The following is a 20,893-nucleotide window of genomic DNA, read 5'->3' as shown; positions in this document are numbered from 1 at the left end:
GATCAACGCCCGGGGAGGCGGTCGACGATCTGCTGGATGATCCACTCGTTCCCGTCGGGGTCGTCGAACGAGACGTACGACGAATAGCTGTCGTGCTGGGTGTTCGCGCCCGGAAGACGGTTGCGGGAGCCTGCCCAGTGGAAGATGCCGTCGGCGTCGTGCCATACCTCCGAGACTTCCGCGCCGCCGGTGACGAGCTCGGCGCGCGCCGCTTCGAGATCGGGGGTGACGAGGTGCAGTCCGCGCACCGAGCCCGGAGCGGCATCCGTCAGGTTCTCGCCGAGGATGATCGAGGCTGTGCCCTTCCCCGGAGGCGTCACTTGGACGACTCGCAGACCGCGCTCGGTGGTGAAGTCGGCGTCGAGGCGGAAGCCCAGACGGGTGTAGAAGGCCTTGCTGCGATCGACGTCGGAGACGGGGAGGACGACGATCTCGAGTGTGAGTTCCATGATGAGCCTGTTCGTGTGGGTGGTGTGTGTAACTAGTTGAAGCGGTTACCGCTGTTGTTGCTTTCAACGTAACTTGTCAAGCTGGTTATTCCGGATTGCTCAATCCGCGGTCACCCTTCAGAATGGTTACATGATGCATGCCTTCCCCTGCGGGGCCCCCGCGCTCGACTTCGTCGGAACGCTGCGCGCGCGCCGCAACGCGTCGCCGGCGGAGAAGCTCGACTCCGACGCCGCGCTCACGGCGTGGTTCGAGGAATCCGGGCTGGTCCACGACGCTCCGGACGTTGCGACCGGCGACCTCGAGGCGGCCATCGCCCTGCGCGAGGCCGTCTACGACCTCGTGAGCGCACGACGGCGCGGCGAGGCGATCCCCGGCTCCGCGAGAGAGATCGTGAACCGCTTCGCCGAGGGGATGCCGATCGGCGTGCGGCTCGACGGCGCGGTGCGGCGATCGGGGACCGTCACCCAGGGGCTGTCGTCCCTGGCTCGGCAGGCGGTCGAGATCGTCGGAGGGGAGGATGCTGCGCTGCTGCGCGAGTGTGCTCGCCCCGAGTGCACCCAGGTGTATCTCGATCGGTCTCGCGGCCATCGCCGTGAGTGGTGCGCCATGAAGACCTGCGGAAACCGGGTGAAGGCGGCGAACTTCCGAGCGCGCCACCGGGCGGGCGCGGAAGCGTCGGCGTGACGTCTCGAGCGCGACGCGCCCGAGTGTGCGTGACCGTGGGGCGTTTTGGCGTTCTGCGCGCGCTCCGGTAGGCTTGATTCTCGGTGCGAGGCTCCGGTTTCGCCCTTGGGGTATGGTGTAATTGGCAACACGACGGTTTCTGGTTCCGTTATTCTTGGTTCGAGTCCAGGTACCCCAGCAAGATGAAAACCCTCGCGTGAGCGGGGGTTTTGTCGTTGATGCGAGTGGTTCTCCTCAGGGTGTTCCTGACAGACTGACGTCATGAGCCCACAACGGATCCTGTTCATCGGCGGCACGGGGATCATCAGCTCCGCGAGCGTGTCCCACGCCCTCGAGGTCGGCCACGACGTCACCGTGCTGAATCGCGGGACGACCGGCATCCGCCCCCTGCCCACCGGCGCCCGGTCGATCGTCGCCGACATCAGGGATCCGGAGGCGACCCGAGCAGCGCTGAACGCTGCCGGAGAGGACTTCGACGTCGTGGCGGACTTCCTGTCCTTCACGCCGCGGCAGGTGCAGTCGGGCGTCGATCTCTTCGAGGGACGCACAGGGCAGTACGTGTTCATCAGCTCGGCGTCGGCGTATCAGACGCCGCCGTCACGCCTCCCGGTCACCGAATCCACGCCGCTGCGCAATCCCTACTGGCAATATTCGCGAGACAAGATCGCCTGCGAGGAGCTGCTCGTCTCGGCCTACCGGGAACGAGATTTCCCCTCCACGATCGTGCGCCCTTCGCACACCTACGATGCGACGTCGGTGCCGACGCTCGGGGGATGGACCGACATCGCCCGGATGCGCGCGGGCAAGCCGGTGGTGGTCCACGGCGACGGGTCCAGCCTGTGGACGATCACGCACACGCGAGACTTCGCGGTCGGCTTCGTGGGACTCCTCGGTCATCCCGCTGCCGTCGGCGACGTGTTCCATCTGACCGGGGACCACGCGCCCACGTGGGATCAGATCTACCGCTGGATCGGCGCGGCCGCCGGCGTCGACCTCGAGCTCGTGCACGTCGCCTCCGAGACGATCGCCGCCGTGCACCCCAGGTGGGGCGACGGACTGCTCGGCGACAAGGCGCACTCGATGATCTTCGACAACAGCAAGGTCAGAGCCCTCGTGCCCGAGTTCCGGACCACCGTGACGTTCGACCAGGGCGCAGACGAGATCCTGGCCTGGTACGACGCCGACCCGGCGCGGCAGATCGTCGATGCGGAGGCCGACGCGGCGTTCGAGCGCATCCTCGCTCTGCCGCGGAGCTGATCGGAGTTACTCGCACTCTCCGATGAAGCCCAGGTAGCACACGGCCTCGTGGGTGACGGCCGGCGCCTGATCGTTGTTGGACACCTGGCGGGTGTCGATCTCGGCGGTGCGCGAGAGGCTGCCGTAGTCGCCGAGCGTGGCCACATACGACCCGGGCTCGTCGAGGGCCCTCATCTCGCCGACGGCCGAGAGGTAGTCCGCGCACAGGGCGGCCGCCGACTCGGTCAGCTCGACACCGGCGCACGTCGCGTCATACTGCGCCTGCATCGCATTGATGCAGTCGGTCCAGTCCTGGTTCACGAAGCACGGGTTGACCGCGTCCATGGCCACGTCGAACCGTCCGGTCTCGAATTCCTCGCTGTGGAACGTCTCGGGCTTCTCGGGCACATCGACCTTGGTCCAATGGCGCGCGGTCGTGAAGGCGAAGACGACGACGATCGCAGCGATCAGCAGCAGGGCGCCGAGGATCGAGAGCGTGACCCAGAGTCCGACGTTCTTCTTCCGCGGAGCCGTGTCCGTCGGCGGGAGAGCCGAGGGGTACGGAGATCCACCCGCGTATGCGCCCGGTGCGGCGGGGAGGATGCGCGTCAGATCGTGGTCACCGAGAGGAGCCTGCTGCACGGGCGGGTACGCCGGCAGGGCGGGTGCCGCCGATGCGGCCGCCGGAGTGGTGAGCCAGTAGGAGTACCAGCTCTGCGCGGATGCCGCGTCGTCGTGCACCTGCTGCGCCTCGGCATCCGTCAGTTGGATGCCGAGGAACCGCCGTCCATCCGCACTCAGCAGGGACGCGCGGAAATCCTCGAAAGACAGTGCCATGTTCAGGATCATCTCAGAACGGGTCGAATCCTGATACTCCGACATACCGGTTCTGCTCTCCGACGGATGAATGTCCGAGGTATCCGGAAGAATGCATGGGTGACCGGCATGAGGACCTTCTGGAACGCGCTGCCCACCGAGGGGCGCTGGCTGCTGTCGACCGTGGCGATCCAGACACTCGGTCGAGGGATGACGCTCCCGTTCACGATCATCTACCTCCACGAGGTCCGCGGCTTCGATCTCGGGATCTCCGGAGCGCTGATGAGCCTCATCGCCATCACGGGGTTGATCGTCACGGGCCCCGGCGGCACGCTGATCGACCGCTACGGTGCCAGGCGGGTGCTGATCGCGGGACTCCTCAGCATGATCGCGGGCTGCGCGCTGCTCGCGTTCGCGACGCACCCCGCGGTCGCGGCGGTCGCCGTCGTGCTGATCGGCGTGAACTTCGGCGTCTCCTGGCCGGGGTTCAACGCGCTCATCGCGACCGTGGTCGACGGCGAGGTGCGCCAGCAGTACTTCGGCGTCAACTTCGCTCTCGTGAATCTCGGCATCGGCGTCGGCGGCGTGATCGGCGGCTTCTTCGTCGATGTGCACGATCCCGCCACGTTCACGACGATCTTCCTGATCGATGCCGCGACGAGCCTGATCCCGCTCGCGCTGCTGCTCGGGCCTCTCCGCCGGGTGCGCACGCAGTCCGATGCCGATGACGACGCCCCGGCGGTCGGCGGCTACCGCGAGATCCTGCGACGTCCCGCCGTACTGTGGCTGACTCTGCTGACCTTCCTGTCGGTCTTCATCGGCTACGGGCAGATGGAGGCCGGGTTCCCCGCTTTCGCGCGCCAGGTCGCCGAGGTGTCGACGCAGGTCGTCGGCCTCGCCTTCGCGGTGAACACCGCGGTGATCGTGCTCTTGCAGTTCACGGTCCTCCGACTCATCTCCGGAAAGAGGCGCACGCGGGTCATGCGGGTCATGGCGCTCATCTGGGCGCTCTCCTGGGTGCTGCTGGGGGCCACCGGATTCCTCCCAGGGACCATCACCGCCGCGATCGGCGTCATCGCCTTCATGGGGGTCTTCGCCTTCGGTGAGACGATGCTGCAGCCGACGGTCCCGGCGATCTACAACGACCTCGCCTCCGACCGCACGCGCGGCCGATACAACGCGATCAACTCGGCTGCGTTCCAGGGAGGCGCGATCCTGGGGCCGCTCGTCGCCGGGGTGATGCTGGGCGAAGGCCTGGACGTCTGGTTCATCGGTCTGATGGTGGCGGGTGGTCTCGCCGTCGGTCTGCTGGCACTGGTGCTGGAACGGGTCATCATGCCCGAGGCCAACGGGCTCTCGTCCGTCGGAACCGAAGGCACACCGGATATCGGGACGGCGGGCGCGTCCGGCATCCATCGAACGGACGAGGCCGCCGAGCGTCGAAGCCCATAGGCTCCAGCCATGGCTCTGGAATCCCTCTTTCTCCGTCTCGACCGGATCGCCGGCGGACGGCAGGCCGGCGTCGCGATCAGCGAGGCCGACCGCACGCACCCCAAGACCGTGCGAGCGTTCACCTGGATCCTCTGGCTCCTCGTCGTGGAGCTCGTGATCGGTGTCGGAGCCGTTGCCGTCGCGCTGCTGCTGGCCGTCGACGGGGAGTCGGTCTCCTTCGCCGTCTGGATGCGGACACTCGTCGTACTCGCGATGACCGCCACGTTGTTCTACTTCGCCTGGCGGGCACAGCGCGGGTGGCGTTGGGCGTATCGCCGGCTGCGGCTGTTTGCGCAGATCTTCCCCGTCATCACGCTCGTGATGGCGGCGATCCCCGGCTTGTATCCGCTGTGGATGGTGTCCGAGCAGATCGTCTTCAGCCTGATCATGATCGGGATCGCGGATTTCCTCACGAGCGACCACATGCGCAGCACCTTCGCTGTACCTCGCGCCGACGATCGATAGCACGGAGGAGCAGGCGACGCCACTCCCTTTCACCGTCGGGAGAAGCGCGACATCCTCGATCCGAGAACGAGTCGAGGGAGGCAGCACGGATGGCGAGACTGAATCGCGTCGTTCCCGGGGATGATCCGGGATTCCGGCGGGTGCGATCGGGTTCCGGGTTCCGCTACGCGGGTCCGGAAGGGGCGATCGCACCGGAGGCCGACCGGGAACGGATCCATGATCTGGTGATCCCGCCGGCCTGGACCGACGTCTGGATCGCCGCCGATCCGCTGGCCCATATCCAGGCTGTGGGCGTCGACGAGGCTGGGCGTAAGCAGTACCTCTATCACCCGCTGTGGCGGGTCTCCCGGGACCGGCGCAAGTTCGTCCGCGCGTTGGATCTCGCCGCCGCGCTCCCCAGCGCACGGGCACAGGTGACCCGCGCGCTCGGCGACGACGGGCAGACGAAGGACAAGGCTCTCGCGATCTCCTTCCGGCTGCTCGACGATGCCGCACTCCGCATCGGGTCCGAGCGCTACCTGGTGCGGCACGGCAGCCGCGGTCTGACGACTCTGCGTCGACGCGACGTGAAGCTGGACGGCAGCGATGTCGCCCTGTCCTTCCCGGCGAAGAGCGGTCGGACGGCCTCGATCGAGATCACCGACGATTCGCTTGCAGAAGCGCTCACGGAATTCGCCGCCGGCGGGCCCCGAGAGTTCCTGCTGGCGTACCGCAAGGGGCGTCGCCGTGTGCGCATCACTCCGGCGGAGGTCAATGCCTACGTGCGCGAGATCACCGGTGCGACATTCTCGGCGAAGGACTTCCGCACGCTCCATGGCACGATCACCGCGGCCGATGCACTGGCACGTATCGGTGAACTCGATGGTCGCGGGGATCGGGCCAAGGCCGAGCGACTTGCGGTCCAGGCGACCGCGACAGCGCTGGGGAACACGACGGCCGTCGCGCGAGGGAGCTACATCGATCCCCGGGTCTTCACGCTCTACGCCCGCGGTCAGACGCTCGACCTGACCGTGAGTCCAGAGACGGCCATCCGTCGGCTTCTCGGCGGGCCCGAGAAGTCGCGCAAGGCCAACCGTCGGGAGAAGAGCGGGCGTCGCGACAAGAGCCGACGGCGGCGCTGAACGGCGAGGCTGCTGTCCGGCCTCCGGCGACCTGGGTGAAAGGATGGAGGCATGGACACCGCCAACCTCAGCAGGCAGGAGACCGCGGCGCGATCCGCAGCGGTCACCGTGCGCACCATCCGTGTCGAGCTCGACCTGACCGGAGCGCCGGAGCGCGCTCGGACAGGGTTCCCCACGACGACGACGCTCGAGTTCGACGCGACGACGGACACGACATGGGTCGACTTCATCGGCGAAGAGGTGCGGCGCGTCGTCGTCAACGGCGCGGAGCAGGAGGTCGTCTACGACGGATCCCGGATCGCGCTCTCGGGGCTGGCCGCATCCAACGTGGTCCGGGTCGAGGCGGTCGGCGCGTACAGCCGATCCGGCGAGGGGCTGCACCGCTTCCACGATCCTGTCGATGATGCGACCTATCTGTACACGCAGTACGAGCCCGCCGACTCGCGCCGTGTGATGGCCTGCTTCGAACAGCCCGACATGAAGGCCGCATACACGTTCGTCGTGGATGCTCCGTCGGGCTGGGAGGTCCTGTCGAACCAGGCGCCGGAGCGCATCGAACCCGGACTGGGCGTCCAGCACGTGGAGTTCGCTCCGACCCTGCCGATCTCGAGCTACATCACGGTCGTCGCCGCCGGCCCCTATGCCCGCGTCGACGGCGCCTGGGAGCGCGACGACCAGCGCATCCCGCTCGGGGTCTTCGTCCGCCGTTCCCTCGCGCAGCATCTCGAGGCGGACGAGATCCTGGAGGTCACCCGTCAGGGCCTCGACTTCTTCACGGATGCCTTCGCCTACCCGTACCCGTGGGGCAAGTACGACCAGATCTTCGTCCCGGAGTACAACCTCGGCGCCATGGAGAACCCGGGCCTCGTGACCTTCACCGAGGGCTACATCTCCCGCGGAGCGGCCACGGATGCCCAGCGCGCGGCGCGCGCGAACACGATCCTCCACGAGATGGCGCACATGTGGTTCGGCGATCTCGTCACGATGACGTGGTGGGACGACCTCTGGCTGAAGGAGTCGTTCGCGGACTACATGGGCTCGCACGCCTCCGCGGTGGCGACGCGGTTCCATGACGCCTGGGTGAAGTTCGCCGCGAACCGCAAGGCCTGGGCGTATCAGCAGGACCAGCTGCCGACCACGCATCCGATCGTCGCCGACATCACCGACCTGGAGGCCGCGAAGCTGAACTTCGACGGCATCACGTATGCCAAGGGCGCGGCTGTGCTCAAGCAGCTCGTCGCCTTCGTCGGCGACGACGCCTTCTTCGAGGGCGCGCGCCGGTACTTCGCCGCGAACGCGTTCGGCAACACGACTCTGGACGACTTCCTCGTCGAGCTGAGTGCCGTCTCCGGTCGCGACATGAGCGATTGGTCGCGAGCGTGGCTGCAGACATCCGGAGTGTCGGCCCTGTGGATCGAGACGGACGCCGATGGACGTCGCACGCTGAGGCAGACGGATCCGCGCCCGCACCGTCTGCGCATCGGACTCTACGATCGCGTCGACGGTCGCGTGGTGCGGCGTGAGCAGGTCGAGCTCGACATCGTCGGCGAGATCACAGAGCTGGACCTCGGCGAGGCCGACCTCGTGCTCGTCAACGACGACGATCTCACCTACGCGAAGGCACGACTCGACGAGCGCTCGCTGCGCACCGTGGAGGAGTCGCTGTCCGCGATCGACGATCCGCTCGCGCGGGCCCTCGTGTGGTCGTCCATCTGGAACGCGACGCGCGACGGCGCGCTCGATGCGCGCCGCTATCTCTCGATCGTGCGGGCGCACGCGCCGGGGGAGCCGAACATCGGCCTGCTCTCCGGCGTGCTCGCCAACGCCGCCTCGGCGGTGCGTCAGTTCGTTCCCGACGCGCACCGCGTCCAGGAGCAGCGTGCATGGACCGAGGCGACGTGGAGCGCCCTGCAGGCCGCGGAGGCCGGCAGCGACTCGCAGCTGTCGTGGGCGCGGGCGCTCGCCTCGGCATCCGCCTTCGACGACGTGCGGCATGAGGAGGTGCGGGCGCTGCTCGACGGCCGGGTTCCCGACGGGCTCACTGTCGATCCCGATCTGCGGTGGCAGCTTCTGACGGCCCTCGTCACGACCGGCCATGCGGATGCGGACGACATCGACGCCGAACTCACGCGCGACGACACGGGCAGCGGTCGCACGGCAGCGCGGCGCGCCCTGTCGTCTCGCCCGGATGCGGACGTGCGTCGGGCTGCCTGGGACGCGGCGTGGGGTGATCGCTCGTTGAGCAACGATCACCTGGATGCCGAGATCTCCGGCTTCCGGGCCGGCGGACGCCGCGACCTCATCGCGCAGTTCGACGCGGACTACTACTCCCGGGTCGGGGAGGCGTGGGGCACGCGCAGCATCGAGATCGCGCGGCGCCTCGTCGTCGGCCTCTTCCCCGCGGGCGAGTCCCTGGTGCTCGCGGACGCCTGGCTCGCCGAGAACGAGCAGGCTCCGGCCGCGCTCCGGCGTCTCGTCATCGAGCAGCGCGACCACCTGGAGCGTTCGCTCCGGGTGCGGGCGATCACGCGGAGCTGACGGGGGAGACCTGCATTCCCATCACCGTGCGGACGATCCATGGATGCGCGTGATCGTCGTCGATGTGGGTCATGCCGAGGTTCTCGGCGACGCCGCGGGATGCGGCGTTGTCCGGATGGATGATCGCGGTCAGCAGCGTCGGTGCGAACTCCTGCGCGACGAGGTGCACGCAGGCCCGTGCCGCTTCCGTCGCCAGTCCCCGTCGTTGCATCGAGCGGCGCACGTGGTAGCCCACCTCCAGGACGGGAGCATCGTTGACCGATTGCCATGTGATGCCGCAATCGCCGACGAATACGCCCTCGTGCGTCTCGATGATCCAGAGGGCATGACCGTGCGTTTCATACCGATCTCGCATGCGGGCGATCCACTCGGCACTCTCCGGCCGCGTCTTCGGAGCCGGGTAGTACGCCATGACCTCGGGGTCGCCGAGCAGATCGGCCATCGCATCGAGGTCGTCAGCGGTCATCTCACGGAACCGCAGGCGCGGGGTCGGCGGCGGGAGAAGCCGACGCACGGATCCGGTCACAGGTCGAGGGCGTCGCCGGGCTCGAGCACCGTGAACTCGCCGCCGCCCTGCTCGGTCGCCCACTGCAGCCGCTGGCGGTGCATGTTCTTGCCGATGACGGACAGCGTCATGTCGTGGGTGCCGAAGGAGCGCTTCGGCTTCACTGCGAGCACGTAGTCCATGGCCTCGCCGATCTTGAGCCAGGGCGCGCCCAGCGGAGCGGCGAGCGTGTCGACCTCGACGCCCTCGGGAACGGCGTAGGAGTCGCCCGGGTAGTAGAGCTCATCGTTGACGAGCACTCCGACGTTCTCGACGACCGGGAGTGAGGAGTGGATGACCTCGTGCGTGCCGCCGAAGAACCGAAGGGTGAATGCGCCGACCTCGACCGTGTCGCCGGGGGCCACCACGGTGATCTCATACCCCTCGGCAGCGCGCGCGACGCCGGAGGGCGCGTAGATCGGGGTTCCCGGGGCATCGCGCAGAAGGCGATCGAGGTGGTCGGGAGTCCAGTGATCCGGGTGCTCGTGGGTGATCACCACGCCGACGAGGCCGCCGAGATCGACGAGCGGAGAGGTGAAGGAGCCCGGATCGACCAGGAGGGTGTCCTGGTTCACATCGATGCGGAGGGTGGCATGTTCGAACTTCGTGACGCGCATGAGACGAGTCAACCCCTTCGGACGCTCGGCGGCAAACACATTCGGCGCCCGCCACGCCCGAGAGTCCGGAAGGGGCGGCTCGATTTTGCGGAGCGAGAATCGTCGTGGCATACTTGAACGGTTGTCGCGGGACGGAAACGTCCGGCCAGACGGCCCCATCGTATAGCGGCCTAGTACGCTGCCCTCTCACGGCGGTAACGCGGGTTCGAATCCCGCTGGGGTCACACGACACCAGAAAGCCCCCGGTTCGCCGGGGGCTTTCTTCGTATCCGGACGGGCTCACCGCCGCTGCGACCGCGTCACGCACAGCGCCGCACCCGCGCCGATGGCCGCGACCGCCGCGAGCGGGAAGTCGAGACCGTACGCCGTGATCGCGATGATCGGCAGGACGAAGAGCAGAACGGCCCCGACTATCGCCGCGCGCGAAGGAACGACGGCGACGCCCGGCGCAGGAACCGTCTCGAAGCGGATGAGCCACAGCGAGAGCAGCCAGACCGCGGCCAGCACCACGACCAGGAAGACCGGTCGCGTCCACCACCACACCGCGCTGCCGGGTGCGGGCAGCGGCAGGGGCAGCAGGAGCTCGATGCCGATGAGCACCATGATCATCGGCAGGTGCCAGAGGTAGATGGTCATGAGGCGGGAGCCGATCAGGAAGACCGCTCCCTGCGCCGCGCGCGTGCGCATCAGCGTGGTCAATGGCGCATGCAGCAGCGTCAGCGCGGAGGCCTGGATGATCGCGAGCGCGGCCATCGTGGCTGTCGGCGGCCACTGGTTGCCGAGCATGCTCTCCGTGTAGCCGCCGAGCGACACAAGACCCCACAGGAGCGCGTAGCCGCCGGCGATGAGGAGGATCAGCTGCCACCACGATCTGCGCGCGAACCACCCGTCGTAGAGGAAGAAGCCGACCTGCTGCGCGAACAGCCAGACGAAGACGATGTTCGGGATGCCGAAGAGCTCCTGACCGAGACCGTAGCCGCCGGGCGGCACCGGTTCGATGCCGAGCACGCCCCCGACGAAGAGGAAGCGGATCGCGTCGACGGCGAGGGATGCCGCGAACAGGACGAGCAGCACCCAGGCACCGTGGCGTTCGTGCAGCCGCATCATCAGCGGCGCCAGCGCCTGCGCGATCATGTACGCGGCGAGGAACCACAGCGGCGATCCGACACCGATCGCGATCGTGTCGACGAGCGCGGGATCGATGCCGAGCATCCGCGTCGCACCGAGGGCGATCGTGAAGAACAGGAAGAGGGGGAGTGCCGGGCGGGCGAGTCGCGCGAGGCGCACGCGCACGAAGGCATCGGCGGTCTCGCCGCGGGCGACGGCCGATCGCCACCCCGCTCTCGCCGCGTACCCGCCCACCACGAAGAACAGCGGCATGATGTTCGCGATCCAGGATGCCGCGGTGAACCAGGACTGCGCCTCCACGGTCTTCTCGATCAGCAGCGATCCGTCCGCGTTCCGTCCGACCCCGGTGAAGAGGATGTGCACGAAGACGACGAGCAGCACGCAGACGACACGTGCCAGATCGAGCGTGAGGTCGCGGTCGGCCGGCGCTGTGCGGGGCGTCGGATCGATGGCGGCGCTGCTCATGCCGACGACTCTAGCCGGAGCGCAGGGACATCTCGCGGAAGGTGCCGGTACGGAGAGGCAGGATCATCAGCCCCATCATCGTGACCCCGAAGAGCACGAAGGGCACCCAGACGGAGGTCGCCGAAGCCAGCGCACCGAACCCCGCCATGGCGAGGGGCATGAGGCAGTCGTCTCCCAGCCGCGTGATCGAACCCATGCGTCCGAGATAAGCCGTGTCGACGGTCGCCGAAAAGGTCGCACTCAGCAGCACCGAGGCGTATCCGGCGGTCGCCCCGACGACGAAGGCGGATACCGCCACGGTCCAGATCGGTCCGAATCCGAGGGCGACGATTCCCGCGCCCTGCACGACGAGCGCCCAGAACCCCGCCACCGCCTCGCGGCGCGGACGCCACTTCGCCACGGAGACGGCGCCGATCGCCGCGCCGAGCCCCAGAAGCGCCTCGAACAGTCCGACGGCCTGCGCGCCCCACCCCTGGTCGTGCGCCCGCAGTGCGAGCCCGATGCCGACCGCCGGCCCGACAGCCAGGTTGAGTCCGGAGAGGGCGAGCACCAGCGTGCGCGTCGTGGGGGTGGCGGCGAGATGCCGGAAGCCGCGGGCGATGCCGCGCAGCGCGGATTCCTTCTCGGCGCGGGCGAGCAGGAAGCGGGGGCGCAGCCAGATCGCGAGGAACGCGACGACCAAGGCGAAGGTGACGGCGTTCGCCGCTGCACTCCCGGCGAGCCCGGCGTGCGCGACGATCACGCCTCCGACGGCCGCGCCGCCCATGGTCCCCAGGCGCGTTGCCGTCTGCGCCGCGGCCCCGTAGGCGGGGAGGTCGGATGCTCGGACGAGTCGGCGCGCGATGGTGCCCGCCGACGGCTCGTAGAAGGCGTCGCACACGCCGAACGCGATTGCCGCGAACAGCAGCACGGCGACCGTCGGCGGGGTCGCGAGAACCCAGAGCGTCACGGCGACGAGCACGCCGACGCGGATCGTGTTGAACAGCAGCATGACCAGGCGCGCATCGGCCCGGTCGGCGATCACACCTCCGAACAGCAGCACCACCGCTCGCGGCACCGTGCCGGCTGCGACGATCAGGCCGGCGACGGCTGGCGAGGCGATCTGCACGGCGGTCCAGGCCAGGGCGATCGTCCAGAGCGCATCTCCTGCATCGGAGAGGGCCTTCACCCCGATCCACGCATGCGTGAGGCGATCGCGGCGGAACGGCGGAGCCTCGCGCAGCTGGACCGGTTCGACGACTGCGGTCATCAGGGCTCCGTCGGGAACGCGTGGGCGAAGAGGAAGACCGGCGTCCGGACCTGGCCGTCCTCGAGATCGATCGAGTCCTGCCACTGACGAATGGTGGCGAGGAGCCGGATCGAGAGGTCCTCCAGCTCGCCCGGCGATGCCCAGGCGGTGGTGTCGGTGCTGTAGCCGTCGTAGTCCGCGTACGCCGCGTCGCTGCGGTGGCGGTGCCAGCGCTGCAGCCGCTCGAACTGCAGGCGGATGCCCTGGCGCTGCGCCTCGCGGGCGAGGAGCGCGTCGGCAGGGGAGTCGGCGAAGTCGTCGGTCGACCAGCTCAGCCCTCGCCGCGCGACTCTCCACCAGCTGGTGCGCTTGTCCCCGTTCGGGTCCTCCACGCGCTCCACGACACCGGCGCGCTCCAGCATCCGCAGATGGTGGCTGATGCTGCCCACCTGGCTGTCGAGAGCCCGGGCGAGCACCGTGACCTGCGAGGTGCCGTACAGCAGCAGGTAGTCGAACAGGCGCCGCCGCAGCGGGTGGTGCACGGCGGTGATCACGGAGATGTCTTCCATGAGAGGAACGCTAAGTCTGCTTCGCAGGTTTCACAAGAGTTCTTGTATACCCCGGAAAATCAACGAAGAGCGGCTCCCGGCGCGTGCCGGGAGCCGCTCGAGATCAGCTGATCAGTCCGCGTCGGACGTCGCTGTCTTCGCCGCCGCACGGCGGTTGCGGCGGGCCCGGCGGACCAACCACACGATCAGCACGACGAATCCGGCCACGGCGAGCCAGGGGAGGAGGAAGCCGACGGCGATCACTAGCGCGTTCAGCGACACGACCAGGCCGTTCCAACCGGCCAGCAGTCCGTCGCCGAACCCGGCGGGGTCCGCCGTCGTGGGCGCGGCGGTGCGCGTCAGCTCCACCTGGAGCGTCGACATCGCGACCTGATCCTCGATCGACGCGAGCTGCTGCTCGTACGACTCGAGCTGCGCCTGACGGTCGGTCAGCGCGACCTCCGCCTCGATCAGTTCCGACACGCTGCCGGACTGCGCCATCAGCTCGGTGAGCCGCGTGACCGATGCCTTCGTGGCGTCGACGCGCGCCCGGAGGTCGATCGCGACCGAGGTCACATCCTGCTTCGAGGTCGAAGAGGAAAGAACCTCTCCGGACTCCTCCAGCTCGGCGATCACGTCCGACAGCTCGGCGGAGGGGACGCGGATGCTGATCCATCCGTAGCCGGAGTCGGCGGGGGCCGGTTCCGTCGTGCCGTCGACGGCCACAGCCTTGCCGATCTCGGTGCTCTCGACGTAGCCGCCGCGCTCCTCGGCCAGGGCGGTGATGGCCGTCGCGGCATCGGTGATGCTCTTGACCCGCACCGTGGCGCGGGCGGTGGCGATGATCTCCCGGTCGCTCACCGCGAGATCCTTGCCGGCCAGTGCGGAGGGGTCGGTCGCCGCCTCGTCGACAGCGCCGGGAGCGACCTCGACGCTCCGGTCGGGGGAGGACGCGCCGGATTCGGCGACGCTCCCGCCGGCTCCGTCCGCCGTCATCATCGATCCGCCGCCGACGGCGCCGAGGATCGGGGGCGTCACGAGGACACCCACGACGAAGGCAGCCGCGATCCCGGCGCCGGTCAGCCAGCGACGCCGTCTGGTCCGCGCACGGGCTGCGGACGGCGCTGCCGCCGGGGGGCGCTCCGCCGCGATCGCGGAGAACACGGACGTCTCGATGCGGGCGATGGTCTCGTCGGAGAGCTCGGGGAGCTCATCTCTGGGGGTCTGGTCGTTCATGCGTCTCTCGCTTCCTTCACGGCGCCGCGCAACTGGGTGCGCACTCGGGAGAGACGGTTCCGGACGACGGCGTGGCTCACGCCGAGCTCCTCGGCGGCCGCCTGATAGGCATAGCCCTCGGATGCGCACAGGCGGAAGATCTCGCGATCGAGCTCGCTCAGCGTGCCGACCTCGGCGGCGATCCGCGCCGCGAGATCCGCGGTGATGACCTGCTCCTCGACGCTGACCGTGGCCGGGAGGTCCTCGTCGAGGGCCTCGGCGGTGTGGGCCTGGTCACGGCGGCGCTGGCGGAGCCGGTTCGCCGCCTGGAAGCGACAGATCGTCGCCAGCCACGGCAGGATCGACTCGCCCTGGAGCTCGAGCCCCGGGAGCTTTCGCCAGGCGACCACGAAGGTCTCCTGCGTCACATCCTCGGCGTCGGCGGGCGACGCGAGGATGCCGTTGGCGATCCAGTAGACCGGTCGTACGTGGGCACGGTACAGCTCGCGGAAGGCACTCTCGTCGCCTGCTGCGGCCTGCGCGGCCCATCTCTGATCACTCGTCTGCACGGGCATCCTGTTTCCGTTCGGTGTCTCTCACTGGGAAAGTGTCGACGGATGCCCCATCGTCTCAGATCAATGCGCGGCGGTCTGCGCAGCGGCGTGCGCGGCCTTCGCCGTGCTCTGCGACATCTTGTCGATCCAGGCCAGTGCGAGGGCCGAGAGGATGAACACGCAGTGGATGACGACCTGCCAGAGGACGCCGGTCGGCGTGTACCTCGCGCCGTCCTCGTTGATCCCCGATTCGCTCATGCCACCGACCTCGATGAAGGTCTTGAGGAGGTGGATCGAGGAGATGCCGATGATCGCCATCGCGAGCTTCACCTTGAGGACGTTGGCGTTGACGTGCGAGAGCCACTCCGGCTGATCCGGGTGGCCGTCCGTGTTGATCCGCGACACGAAGGTCTCGTATCCGCCGATGATGACCATGATCAGGAGGTTCGCGATCATCACCACGTCGATCAGGCCGAGCACCGTCAGCATGATGGTGGCCTCTTCGATGTGGGTGATGTCCCCGAACACGTCCTCGGCGATCAGGTGCCACAGCTCCACCATGAACACGACGACGTAGACGAGCTGCGCGACGATGAGCCCGAGGTAGAGCGGGGCCTGCAGCCAGCGGCTGACGAAGATGAGCGACCCGATCGCCCGCGCCCAGGAGTTCTGGGGGCGGGTCTCCAGGGGAGCGGTGCCGTGTTCGATGTGGTCTGGGTGCGAAGTCGAGGTCACGACGACTATTCCACCACGCAATATCGTTCTCCGCGGCAGTATTGCTCCGGTAGCATTGCTCCCGCGAGAGGGAGTATCCCGGATCCGCGCGTAACGTCATCACGAGCATCGGCATCGCTGCTCCGGGCGCGCGACGCACTTCTGTGCGGGGGAGAGACTTTCGGCTTCTTCCCGACCCTCCCGAAAGGTGCAGTGCGCCCTTGGAAATCCCTCTCTGGTTCGAGATCACCTCGATGGTCGTGCTCACGATCATCCTCATCGGCGACCTTCTGCTCATCAAGCTGCGCCCCCACATCCCCTCCACGAAGGAGTCCACCCTCTGGGTGGTGTTCTACGTCGGTCTCGCGCTGCTGTTCGCGGTGCTGCTCGGCAATGTGGGCGGCTGGAAGAACGCCGGTGACTTCATCACCGGCTGGGCGCTGGAGTACAGCCTCTCGATCGACAACCTCTTCGTCTTCGTGCTGATCATGGCGCAGTTCGCCGTTCCGAGGCGGCTGCAGCAGCAGGTGCTCATGATCGGCATCATCATCGCCCTGGTCCTGCGCGGCGCGTTCATCCTCGTCGGCGTCGCGATCGTCGAGAACTTCTCGCCGATCTTCTACGTCTTCGGCGCCTTCCTGATCTGGACGGCGATCCGCCAGGCGATGCCGGACGGCGATCACGAGGGCGAGGTCCAGCGCGAGAACTTCGTCGTGCGACTGCTGCGTCGGCGCATCGACATCAGCGACCACTACGACGGCTCGAAGCTGCGCACCACGGTCGACGGCAAGCGCATGTTCACTCCGATGGTCATCGTGCTCATCACCATCGGCGTGACCGACCTGATCTTCGCGATCGACTCGATCCCCGCGATCTTCGAGATCACGACCAACGGGTTCCTCGTGTTCGCGGCGAACATCTTCGCGCTGATGGGGCTGCGCCAGCTGTACTTCCTGCTCGGCGACCTGCTCGACCGCCTGCGCTACCTGCACTACGGCATCGCCGTGATCCTCGGATTCATCGGCATCAAGCTGATCCTGCACGCGCTCCACGTGAACGAGCTGCCGTTCATCAACGGCGGCGAGCACGTTGAGTGGGTCCCCGACATCGACAACATGGTCTCGCTCGGCGTGATCATCGCCTCGATGACGATCGCCACGGTCGCCAGCCTCATCGCCTCCGGGCGCGAGAAGCGTGCCGAGAAGAAGGCGCCTATCGTCGAGTGACCGCGGCGACGCATCTCACTCAGCGGACCACAGGATCTCAGCCTCCAGCGTGAGGTCGATGACATCACGGAGCAGCGCCGCGACGCTCGTCGAACGCAGCAGGGCGTAGCGGTCGTATTCGCCGAGCGGGGCCATCGCGGCGAGCTGCCACGCCGCGGCGAGCGGGTCGTCGGAGAGCTCGGTGTCGGCATCCCACCGCGCCTCCGGAGCGCGCGGGATCGTGCGCCGCACGATCGCCTCGGCTTCCGTGCGCAGCGGGGTGAGCGCGTCGTTCCAGACGAGCCCGGGAATCGGCGTCACCTCGGCGCGGGGGTAGGGCTCGTCATCCTCCCACTGCTCGACCGTGAAGCGTCCGGCGCCGACCGACACGGTCTGCAGCACCTCGGCCCCTGCGGTGACGCTGACGAGCCGTGCCATCGTGCCGATGGTGCTCCGCCGGTCGCCGCCGCCGACCTCGTGGCCGCGTTCGATCAGCACGACACCGAACTGCGGGTCATCCTCGTCGAGGAGCCGCCCGATCATCGTGAGGTATCGCGGTTCGAACACGCGCAGCGCCAGCGGGGTGTACGGAAAGTGCACCGAGCCGAGAGGGAACATCGGTATCGCGGTCATGGGGCCAGTCAACACCGAGCGACGTACAGTGAACAGATGCGCCGACCCACACCTGTCGCTCCCGGCCCCGGTCAGGAATCCGTCTGGGACTATCCGAGGCCGCCTCGGGTCGAGCCGGTCGCAGAGCGTGTGACCATCCGCCTCGGTGGAGAGCTGATCGCCGATACCCGCGGCGCGGTGCGGGTGCTCGAGACGAGTCACCCTCCCGTCTACTACGTTCCGATCGCGGATTTCGTCGAGGGAGCGCTCACGGACTCGCCCGGCGCCTCGTTCTGCGAGTTCAAGGGTGCCGCGCGCTACTTCGACGTGCATGGCGGAGGCACCGTGGCAGCGGGGGCGGCGTGGAACTACCCCGATCCGGCGCCCGGGTTCGAGACGCTGGTCGATCGGGTCGCGGTGTATGCGGGGCCAATGGACGAGTGCACCGTCGGGGACGAGGTCGTCGTTCCGCAGCCGGGTGGGTTCTACGGCGGGTGGGTCACGTCCTGGGTCGTCGGACCGTTCAAGGGCATCCCGGGCTCGCTGGGCTGGTAGCGAGTCCGCTGCGCCTCAGAAAGCCTGCAGATTCGCCTGCAGCCCGCCGTCGGCGTACTCGCGGCGAAGGATGCCGCGTCGGCGGAGCACGGGGACCAGCTCGTCGAGCGTGCGGTGCAGGCTGACCGGGTGGAAGTCGCCCCACAGCAGCACGCCGTCGTTGCCCCATTCGCCGAGTTCTTCGATCACGTCGGCGAACTCCTCCGCGGTCCCGACGAAGCCGGTGCGGTCGGAGAAGCGGCCTGCCCGCACCAGGGCCGTCAGATGCGCACGCAGCGGCGCATCCTCGCCGCGGTCGCCGACCAGTCGCTGGATGCTCCCGCGCGAGACGTGCGGGCCGAAGATCGCGAGGTCGAGCGGCTTGTCGAGATCGAGCGAGGTGAGATCGGTCTCGAGATCGCTGGACTGCTTCCGCGCGATCTGCACGAGCGCGGCATCGTCCGGGTGCGCGGAGGCGGCGACGATCCGATCGGCCTCTTCGGCCGACGAGGTGATCACGGGCTGGATGGCGAACAGGATCTTGATGTCCTCGGGGCGGCGGCCCGCCGCGACGGCGGCGTCGTGGATCTTCGACCGATACGCACGGACGGACGCCTCGTGCAGCGGGGCGAGCGCGAGCTGGACATCCGAGTTGGCTCCCGCGAAGCCCAGACCGCGCCCGGAACCCCCGGGCGACACGATCGCCGGCTCGCCGTCGGCGAAGGGCAGCGCGTTGAGGGGTCCGTCGAAGGCGAAGTGCGTGCCGCGGTGCTGCACGCGCCGCATCTTCGAGCCGTCCGCGAACACATCTGTGGCGTGGTCCCGCACCAGCGCGCCGTCGTCCCAGCTGCGCCAGAGCGAGCGGATGCCGTCGAGCCACTCCTCGGCGCGATCGTAGGCCTCATCGTGACCCAGCTGGGCGGCATCCGAGAAGTGGCGCGCGCTGCCGGTGTCGGTGACGACGTTGAGTCCGAGTCGGTTGGCACTCAGGTGCTGCAGCGTCGCGAACTGCCGGGCGGACGTGTAGGGAAGGGATGCCGCCGGATTCACCGTCGGCACGACGCCCAGGTGCTTCGTGGCCTGGAACAGGTATGGCGCGAGGAGCAGCGGGTCGTGCTTCGGACCCCCGAAGGCATGCCGGACGCGGATGTCGATGGTCTCCGGCGAGCCCATCGACGGAGCATCCTCGATGATGACGAGGTCGAAACCCGCCTGCTCGAGCGTGCGCGCCGCCTCCTGGTAGATCTCGGGGCGCGTCCAGTCGTAGTCCCAGTCGAGGGCGGGATAGCCCCAGCCCTGCGGACCGAAGCCGCGCGCGAGGAACCACCCGAAGTGCTGCGGGCGGGTCATGCCACCGCCTCGCGCGTGGCGTCGAGCACGCGTGTCAGGTCGGAGATCAGATCCTCGATGTCCTCGATGCCGATCGACAGCCGCAGGGTGCCCGGGCGCACGCCGAGCAGCTCTCGTTCCTCTTCCGTGCGCTGCGCGTGACTCGTCGTGCCGGGATGCAGCACCAGGGAGCGCACGTCGCCGATGTGCGTCATGTGCGTGAAGACGCGCACCTGCTCCACGAACCGGCGGGCGGCCTCCAGACCGCCGCGGAGCGTGAACGTGAAGATGGAGCCGAAGCCGCCCTCGAGGTAGCGCACGGCCGTCTCGTGATCCGGGTGGGAGGGCAGACCCACGTAGTCGACGCTCTCGACCGCCTCCTGCGCCTCCAGCCACTGCGCGATCGCCAGGGCGTTGCGCGACTGCCGCTCGACGCGGAGCCCGAGGGTCTCCGCGCCCTGCCCGATCAGGAAGGCGTTCAGCGGGGAGGGGGAGGCGCCGAACCGCGGAGCCACGGATTCGCGCGCATACGCGATCCGGGCGCGGCCACCATGCCGGGCCGCGACGCTCGGCAGTCCGCCGCGACCGGGGAGCACGAGATGCGGGGCGTTGTGGCCCGCGCGCTCGGGGTCGAAGCGGCCGTCGTCCACGATCACACCGCCGAGGACGGAGCCGTGGCCGGCGAGGAACTTCGACGCGGAGTGCACGACGATCGCCGCGCCGTGCTCGATCGGGCGCAGCAGGAAAGGAGTGGCCAGCGTGTTGTCGACGATCAGAGGGATGGCCGCCTCGTCGGCGACGGCGCTGATGGCGGCGATGTCGAGCACGTCGTTGCGGGCGTTGGCCAGCGACTCCGCGAACAGCGCGCGGGTGTTGGGCCGGATCGCCGCACGCCAGGCCTCCGGGTCGGCGATGTCGTCGATGAAGGTGGTCTCGATGCCGAGCCGGGCGAGGTTGTCGAGGAACAGGCCCCGGGTCCCCTCGTAGATGTGCGTCGAGGTCACGATGTGGTCGCCCGCGCCGGCGACGGTGAGCAGCGCCGTCACGACCGCGGCCTGCCCGCTCGCCACGAGCACCGCATCCGCACCGGACTCGAGAGCGGCCAGCTGACGCTCCGCCGCGTGCACGGTCGGGTTCCCGGTGCGGGTGTACCCGAATCCGGTGCCGGTGCCGAAGTGGTCCGCCGCATGGTCGAAGTCGTCGAACTCGAACCCGGCCGTGAGGTAGATCGGCGTGGCACGCGGTGCCGCCGTCTCGCGGCTCCTCGCGGCGTGCACCGCACGGGTGGCGAAGCGGGCGGTGTCGACGGTCATGCGGAGCCTCTCGGTCGTTCGGGGTGATGAACAGAGTGTCACGGCGGGTCGGAGCACGCTCCGGCGGTGGTAATCTGACGTCATGC

General features: G+C 68.5%; 21 protein-coding genes and 2 tRNA genes. 10 read left to right on the top strand and 13 right to left on the bottom strand.

Going from position 1 to position 20,893, the window contains the following annotated elements; all coding sequences use genetic code 11:
• Nucleotides 1–2 precede the first annotated feature (2 nt).
• Nucleotides 3–449: a VOC family protein gene (locus ABS642_RS04985; protein ID WP_350352468.1), complete on the bottom strand. Its 447-nt coding sequence runs from the start codon at nucleotides 447–449 to the stop codon at nucleotides 3–5.
• Nucleotides 450–579: 130 nt separating this feature from the next.
• Between ABS642_RS04985 and ABS642_RS04980 the strand changes: the two genes are divergently transcribed.
• From ABS642_RS04980 to ABS642_RS04970, 3 genes are all read left to right on the top strand, one after another.
• Nucleotides 580–1,134, top strand: a complete 555-nt coding sequence (locus ABS642_RS04980; protein ID WP_350352467.1) for an ABATE domain-containing protein — start codon at nucleotides 580–582, stop codon at nucleotides 1,132–1,134.
• Nucleotides 1,135–1,240: 106 nt separating this feature from the next.
• A tRNA-Gln gene (locus ABS642_RS04975) sits at nucleotides 1,241–1,312 on the top strand.
• 83 nt (nucleotides 1,313–1,395) lie between these two features.
• Nucleotides 1,396–2,391, top strand: coding sequence for an SDR family oxidoreductase (locus ABS642_RS04970; protein ID WP_350352466.1), 996 nt, complete (start codon nucleotides 1,396–1,398; stop codon nucleotides 2,389–2,391).
• Nucleotides 2,392–2,397: 6 nt separating this feature from the next.
• On the opposite strand, the gene ABS642_RS04965 is transcribed toward ABS642_RS04970, so the two are convergent.
• Complete coding sequence (locus ABS642_RS04965; RefSeq protein WP_350352465.1) at nucleotides 2,398–3,207, bottom strand: hypothetical protein; 810 nt, start codon at nucleotides 3,205–3,207, stop codon at nucleotides 2,398–2,400.
• A 108-nt stretch (nucleotides 3,208–3,315) separates the two neighbouring features.
• Between ABS642_RS04965 and ABS642_RS04960 the strand changes: the two genes are divergently transcribed.
• From ABS642_RS04960 to pepN, 4 genes are all read left to right on the top strand, one after another.
• Nucleotides 3,316–4,638: an MFS transporter gene (locus ABS642_RS04960; RefSeq protein ID WP_350353404.1), complete on the top strand. Its 1,323-nt coding sequence runs from the start codon at nucleotides 3,316–3,318 to the stop codon at nucleotides 4,636–4,638.
• Nucleotides 4,639–4,647: 9 nt separating this feature from the next.
• Complete coding sequence (locus ABS642_RS04955) at nucleotides 4,648–5,142, top strand: hypothetical protein (protein WP_282217323.1); 495 nt, start codon at nucleotides 4,648–4,650, stop codon at nucleotides 5,140–5,142.
• Between the two features lie 89 nt (nucleotides 5,143–5,231).
• Nucleotides 5,232–6,263, top strand: coding sequence for a DNA topoisomerase IB (locus tag ABS642_RS04950; RefSeq protein WP_350352464.1), 1,032 nt, complete (start codon nucleotides 5,232–5,234; stop codon nucleotides 6,261–6,263).
• A gap of 51 nt (nucleotides 6,264–6,314) precedes the next feature.
• A complete protein-coding gene (pepN, locus tag ABS642_RS04945) occupies nucleotides 6,315–8,801 on the top strand; it encodes an aminopeptidase N (protein ID WP_350352463.1) in 2,487 nt (828 codons plus the stop codon).
• On the opposite strand, the gene ABS642_RS04940 is transcribed toward pepN, so the two are convergent.
• Together ABS642_RS04940 and ABS642_RS04935 are read right to left on the bottom strand one after the other, a co-directional pair.
• Entirely contained in the window at nucleotides 8,788–9,315 is a 528-nt protein-coding gene (locus tag ABS642_RS04940) for a GNAT family N-acetyltransferase (protein WP_282217496.1), read from the bottom strand. The genes pepN and ABS642_RS04940 overlap by 14 nt on opposite strands.
• A gap of 8 nt (nucleotides 9,316–9,323) precedes the next feature.
• Nucleotides 9,324–9,962 (bottom strand): MBL fold metallo-hydrolase, encoded by a 639-nt coding sequence (locus ABS642_RS04935; RefSeq protein WP_282217320.1) that lies wholly within the window; start codon nucleotides 9,960–9,962, stop codon nucleotides 9,324–9,326.
• A gap of 151 nt (nucleotides 9,963–10,113) precedes the next feature.
• On the opposite strand from ABS642_RS04935, the gene ABS642_RS04930 reads away from it, so the two are divergent.
• Nucleotides 10,114–10,186: transfer RNA gene (locus ABS642_RS04930), tRNA-Glu, on the top strand.
• Nucleotides 10,187–10,241: 55 nt separating this feature from the next.
• On the opposite strand, the gene ABS642_RS04925 is transcribed toward ABS642_RS04930, so the two are convergent.
• The 6 genes from ABS642_RS04925 to ABS642_RS04900 all read right to left on the bottom strand — a co-directional run bounded on the left by ABS642_RS04925 (nucleotide 10,242) and on the right by ABS642_RS04900 (nucleotide 15,835).
• The gene (locus ABS642_RS04925) at nucleotides 10,242–11,555 is read right to left on the bottom strand and encodes an acyltransferase (RefSeq protein WP_350352462.1); all 1,314 of its coding nucleotides are present in this window, start codon (nucleotides 11,553–11,555) and stop codon (nucleotides 10,242–10,244) included.
• A gap of 10 nt (nucleotides 11,556–11,565) precedes the next feature.
• Entirely contained in the window at nucleotides 11,566–12,804 is a 1,239-nt protein-coding gene (locus ABS642_RS04920) for an MFS transporter (protein ID WP_350352461.1), read from the bottom strand.
• The gene (locus ABS642_RS04915) at nucleotides 12,804–13,352 is read right to left on the bottom strand and encodes a helix-turn-helix domain-containing protein (RefSeq protein ID WP_350352460.1); all 549 of its coding nucleotides are present in this window, start codon (nucleotides 13,350–13,352) and stop codon (nucleotides 12,804–12,806) included. Before ABS642_RS04915 ends, ABS642_RS04920 begins: the two co-directional genes overlap by 1 nt.
• A 111-nt stretch (nucleotides 13,353–13,463) precedes the next feature.
• Nucleotides 13,464–14,567: a DUF4349 domain-containing protein gene (locus ABS642_RS04910; protein ID WP_350352459.1), complete on the bottom strand. Its 1,104-nt coding sequence runs from the start codon at nucleotides 14,565–14,567 to the stop codon at nucleotides 13,464–13,466.
• A complete protein-coding gene (locus ABS642_RS04905) occupies nucleotides 14,564–15,121 on the bottom strand; it encodes a sigma-70 family RNA polymerase sigma factor (RefSeq protein ID WP_282217315.1) in 558 nt (185 codons plus the stop codon). The genes ABS642_RS04910 and ABS642_RS04905 overlap by 4 nt, the downstream gene beginning before the upstream one ends.
• Nucleotides 15,122–15,181: 60 nt before the next feature.
• Entirely contained in the window at nucleotides 15,182–15,835 is a 654-nt protein-coding gene (locus tag ABS642_RS04900) for a TIGR00645 family protein (protein WP_282217314.1), read from the bottom strand.
• 200 nt (nucleotides 15,836–16,035) lie between these two features.
• Here ABS642_RS04900 and ABS642_RS04895 point away from each other — a divergent pair, with 200 nt between their 5' ends.
• Nucleotides 16,036–17,040, top strand: a complete 1,005-nt coding sequence (locus tag ABS642_RS04895) for a TerC/Alx family metal homeostasis membrane protein (protein WP_350352458.1) — start codon at nucleotides 16,036–16,038, stop codon at nucleotides 17,038–17,040.
• A 15-nt stretch (nucleotides 17,041–17,055) separates the two neighbouring features.
• Here ABS642_RS04895 and ABS642_RS04890 read toward each other — a convergent pair whose 3' ends face one another.
• Nucleotides 17,056–17,652 (bottom strand): LON peptidase substrate-binding domain-containing protein, encoded by a 597-nt coding sequence (locus ABS642_RS04890; protein ID WP_350352457.1) that lies wholly within the window; start codon nucleotides 17,650–17,652, stop codon nucleotides 17,056–17,058.
• Nucleotides 17,653–17,688: 36 nt separating this feature from the next.
• Between ABS642_RS04890 and ABS642_RS04885 the strand changes: the two genes are divergently transcribed.
• Nucleotides 17,689–18,186, top strand: coding sequence for a DUF427 domain-containing protein (locus ABS642_RS04885; RefSeq protein WP_350352456.1), 498 nt, complete (start codon nucleotides 17,689–17,691; stop codon nucleotides 18,184–18,186).
• Between the two features lie 15 nt (nucleotides 18,187–18,201).
• Here the strand turns inward: ABS642_RS04885 and ABS642_RS04880 are convergent, their stop codons facing one another.
• Nucleotides 18,202–19,515: an LLM class flavin-dependent oxidoreductase gene (locus tag ABS642_RS04880; RefSeq protein WP_350352455.1), complete on the bottom strand. Its 1,314-nt coding sequence runs from the start codon at nucleotides 19,513–19,515 to the stop codon at nucleotides 18,202–18,204.
• Nucleotides 19,512–20,807 (bottom strand): PLP-dependent transferase, encoded by a 1,296-nt coding sequence (locus ABS642_RS04875; RefSeq protein ID WP_350352454.1) that lies wholly within the window; start codon nucleotides 20,805–20,807, stop codon nucleotides 19,512–19,514. Before ABS642_RS04875 ends, ABS642_RS04880 begins: the two co-directional genes overlap by 4 nt.
• Between the last annotated feature and the right edge of the window lie 86 nt (nucleotides 20,808–20,893).

This window comes from Microbacterium sp. A8/3-1 (assembly GCF_040267695.1).
In the GTDB taxonomy this organism is placed as follows: Bacteria; Actinomycetota; Actinomycetes; order Actinomycetales; family Microbacteriaceae; genus Microbacterium; species Microbacterium luteolum.
Note: the sequence above shows the minus strand (reverse complement) of the source record. Positions and strands in the feature narration are given on the sequence as shown.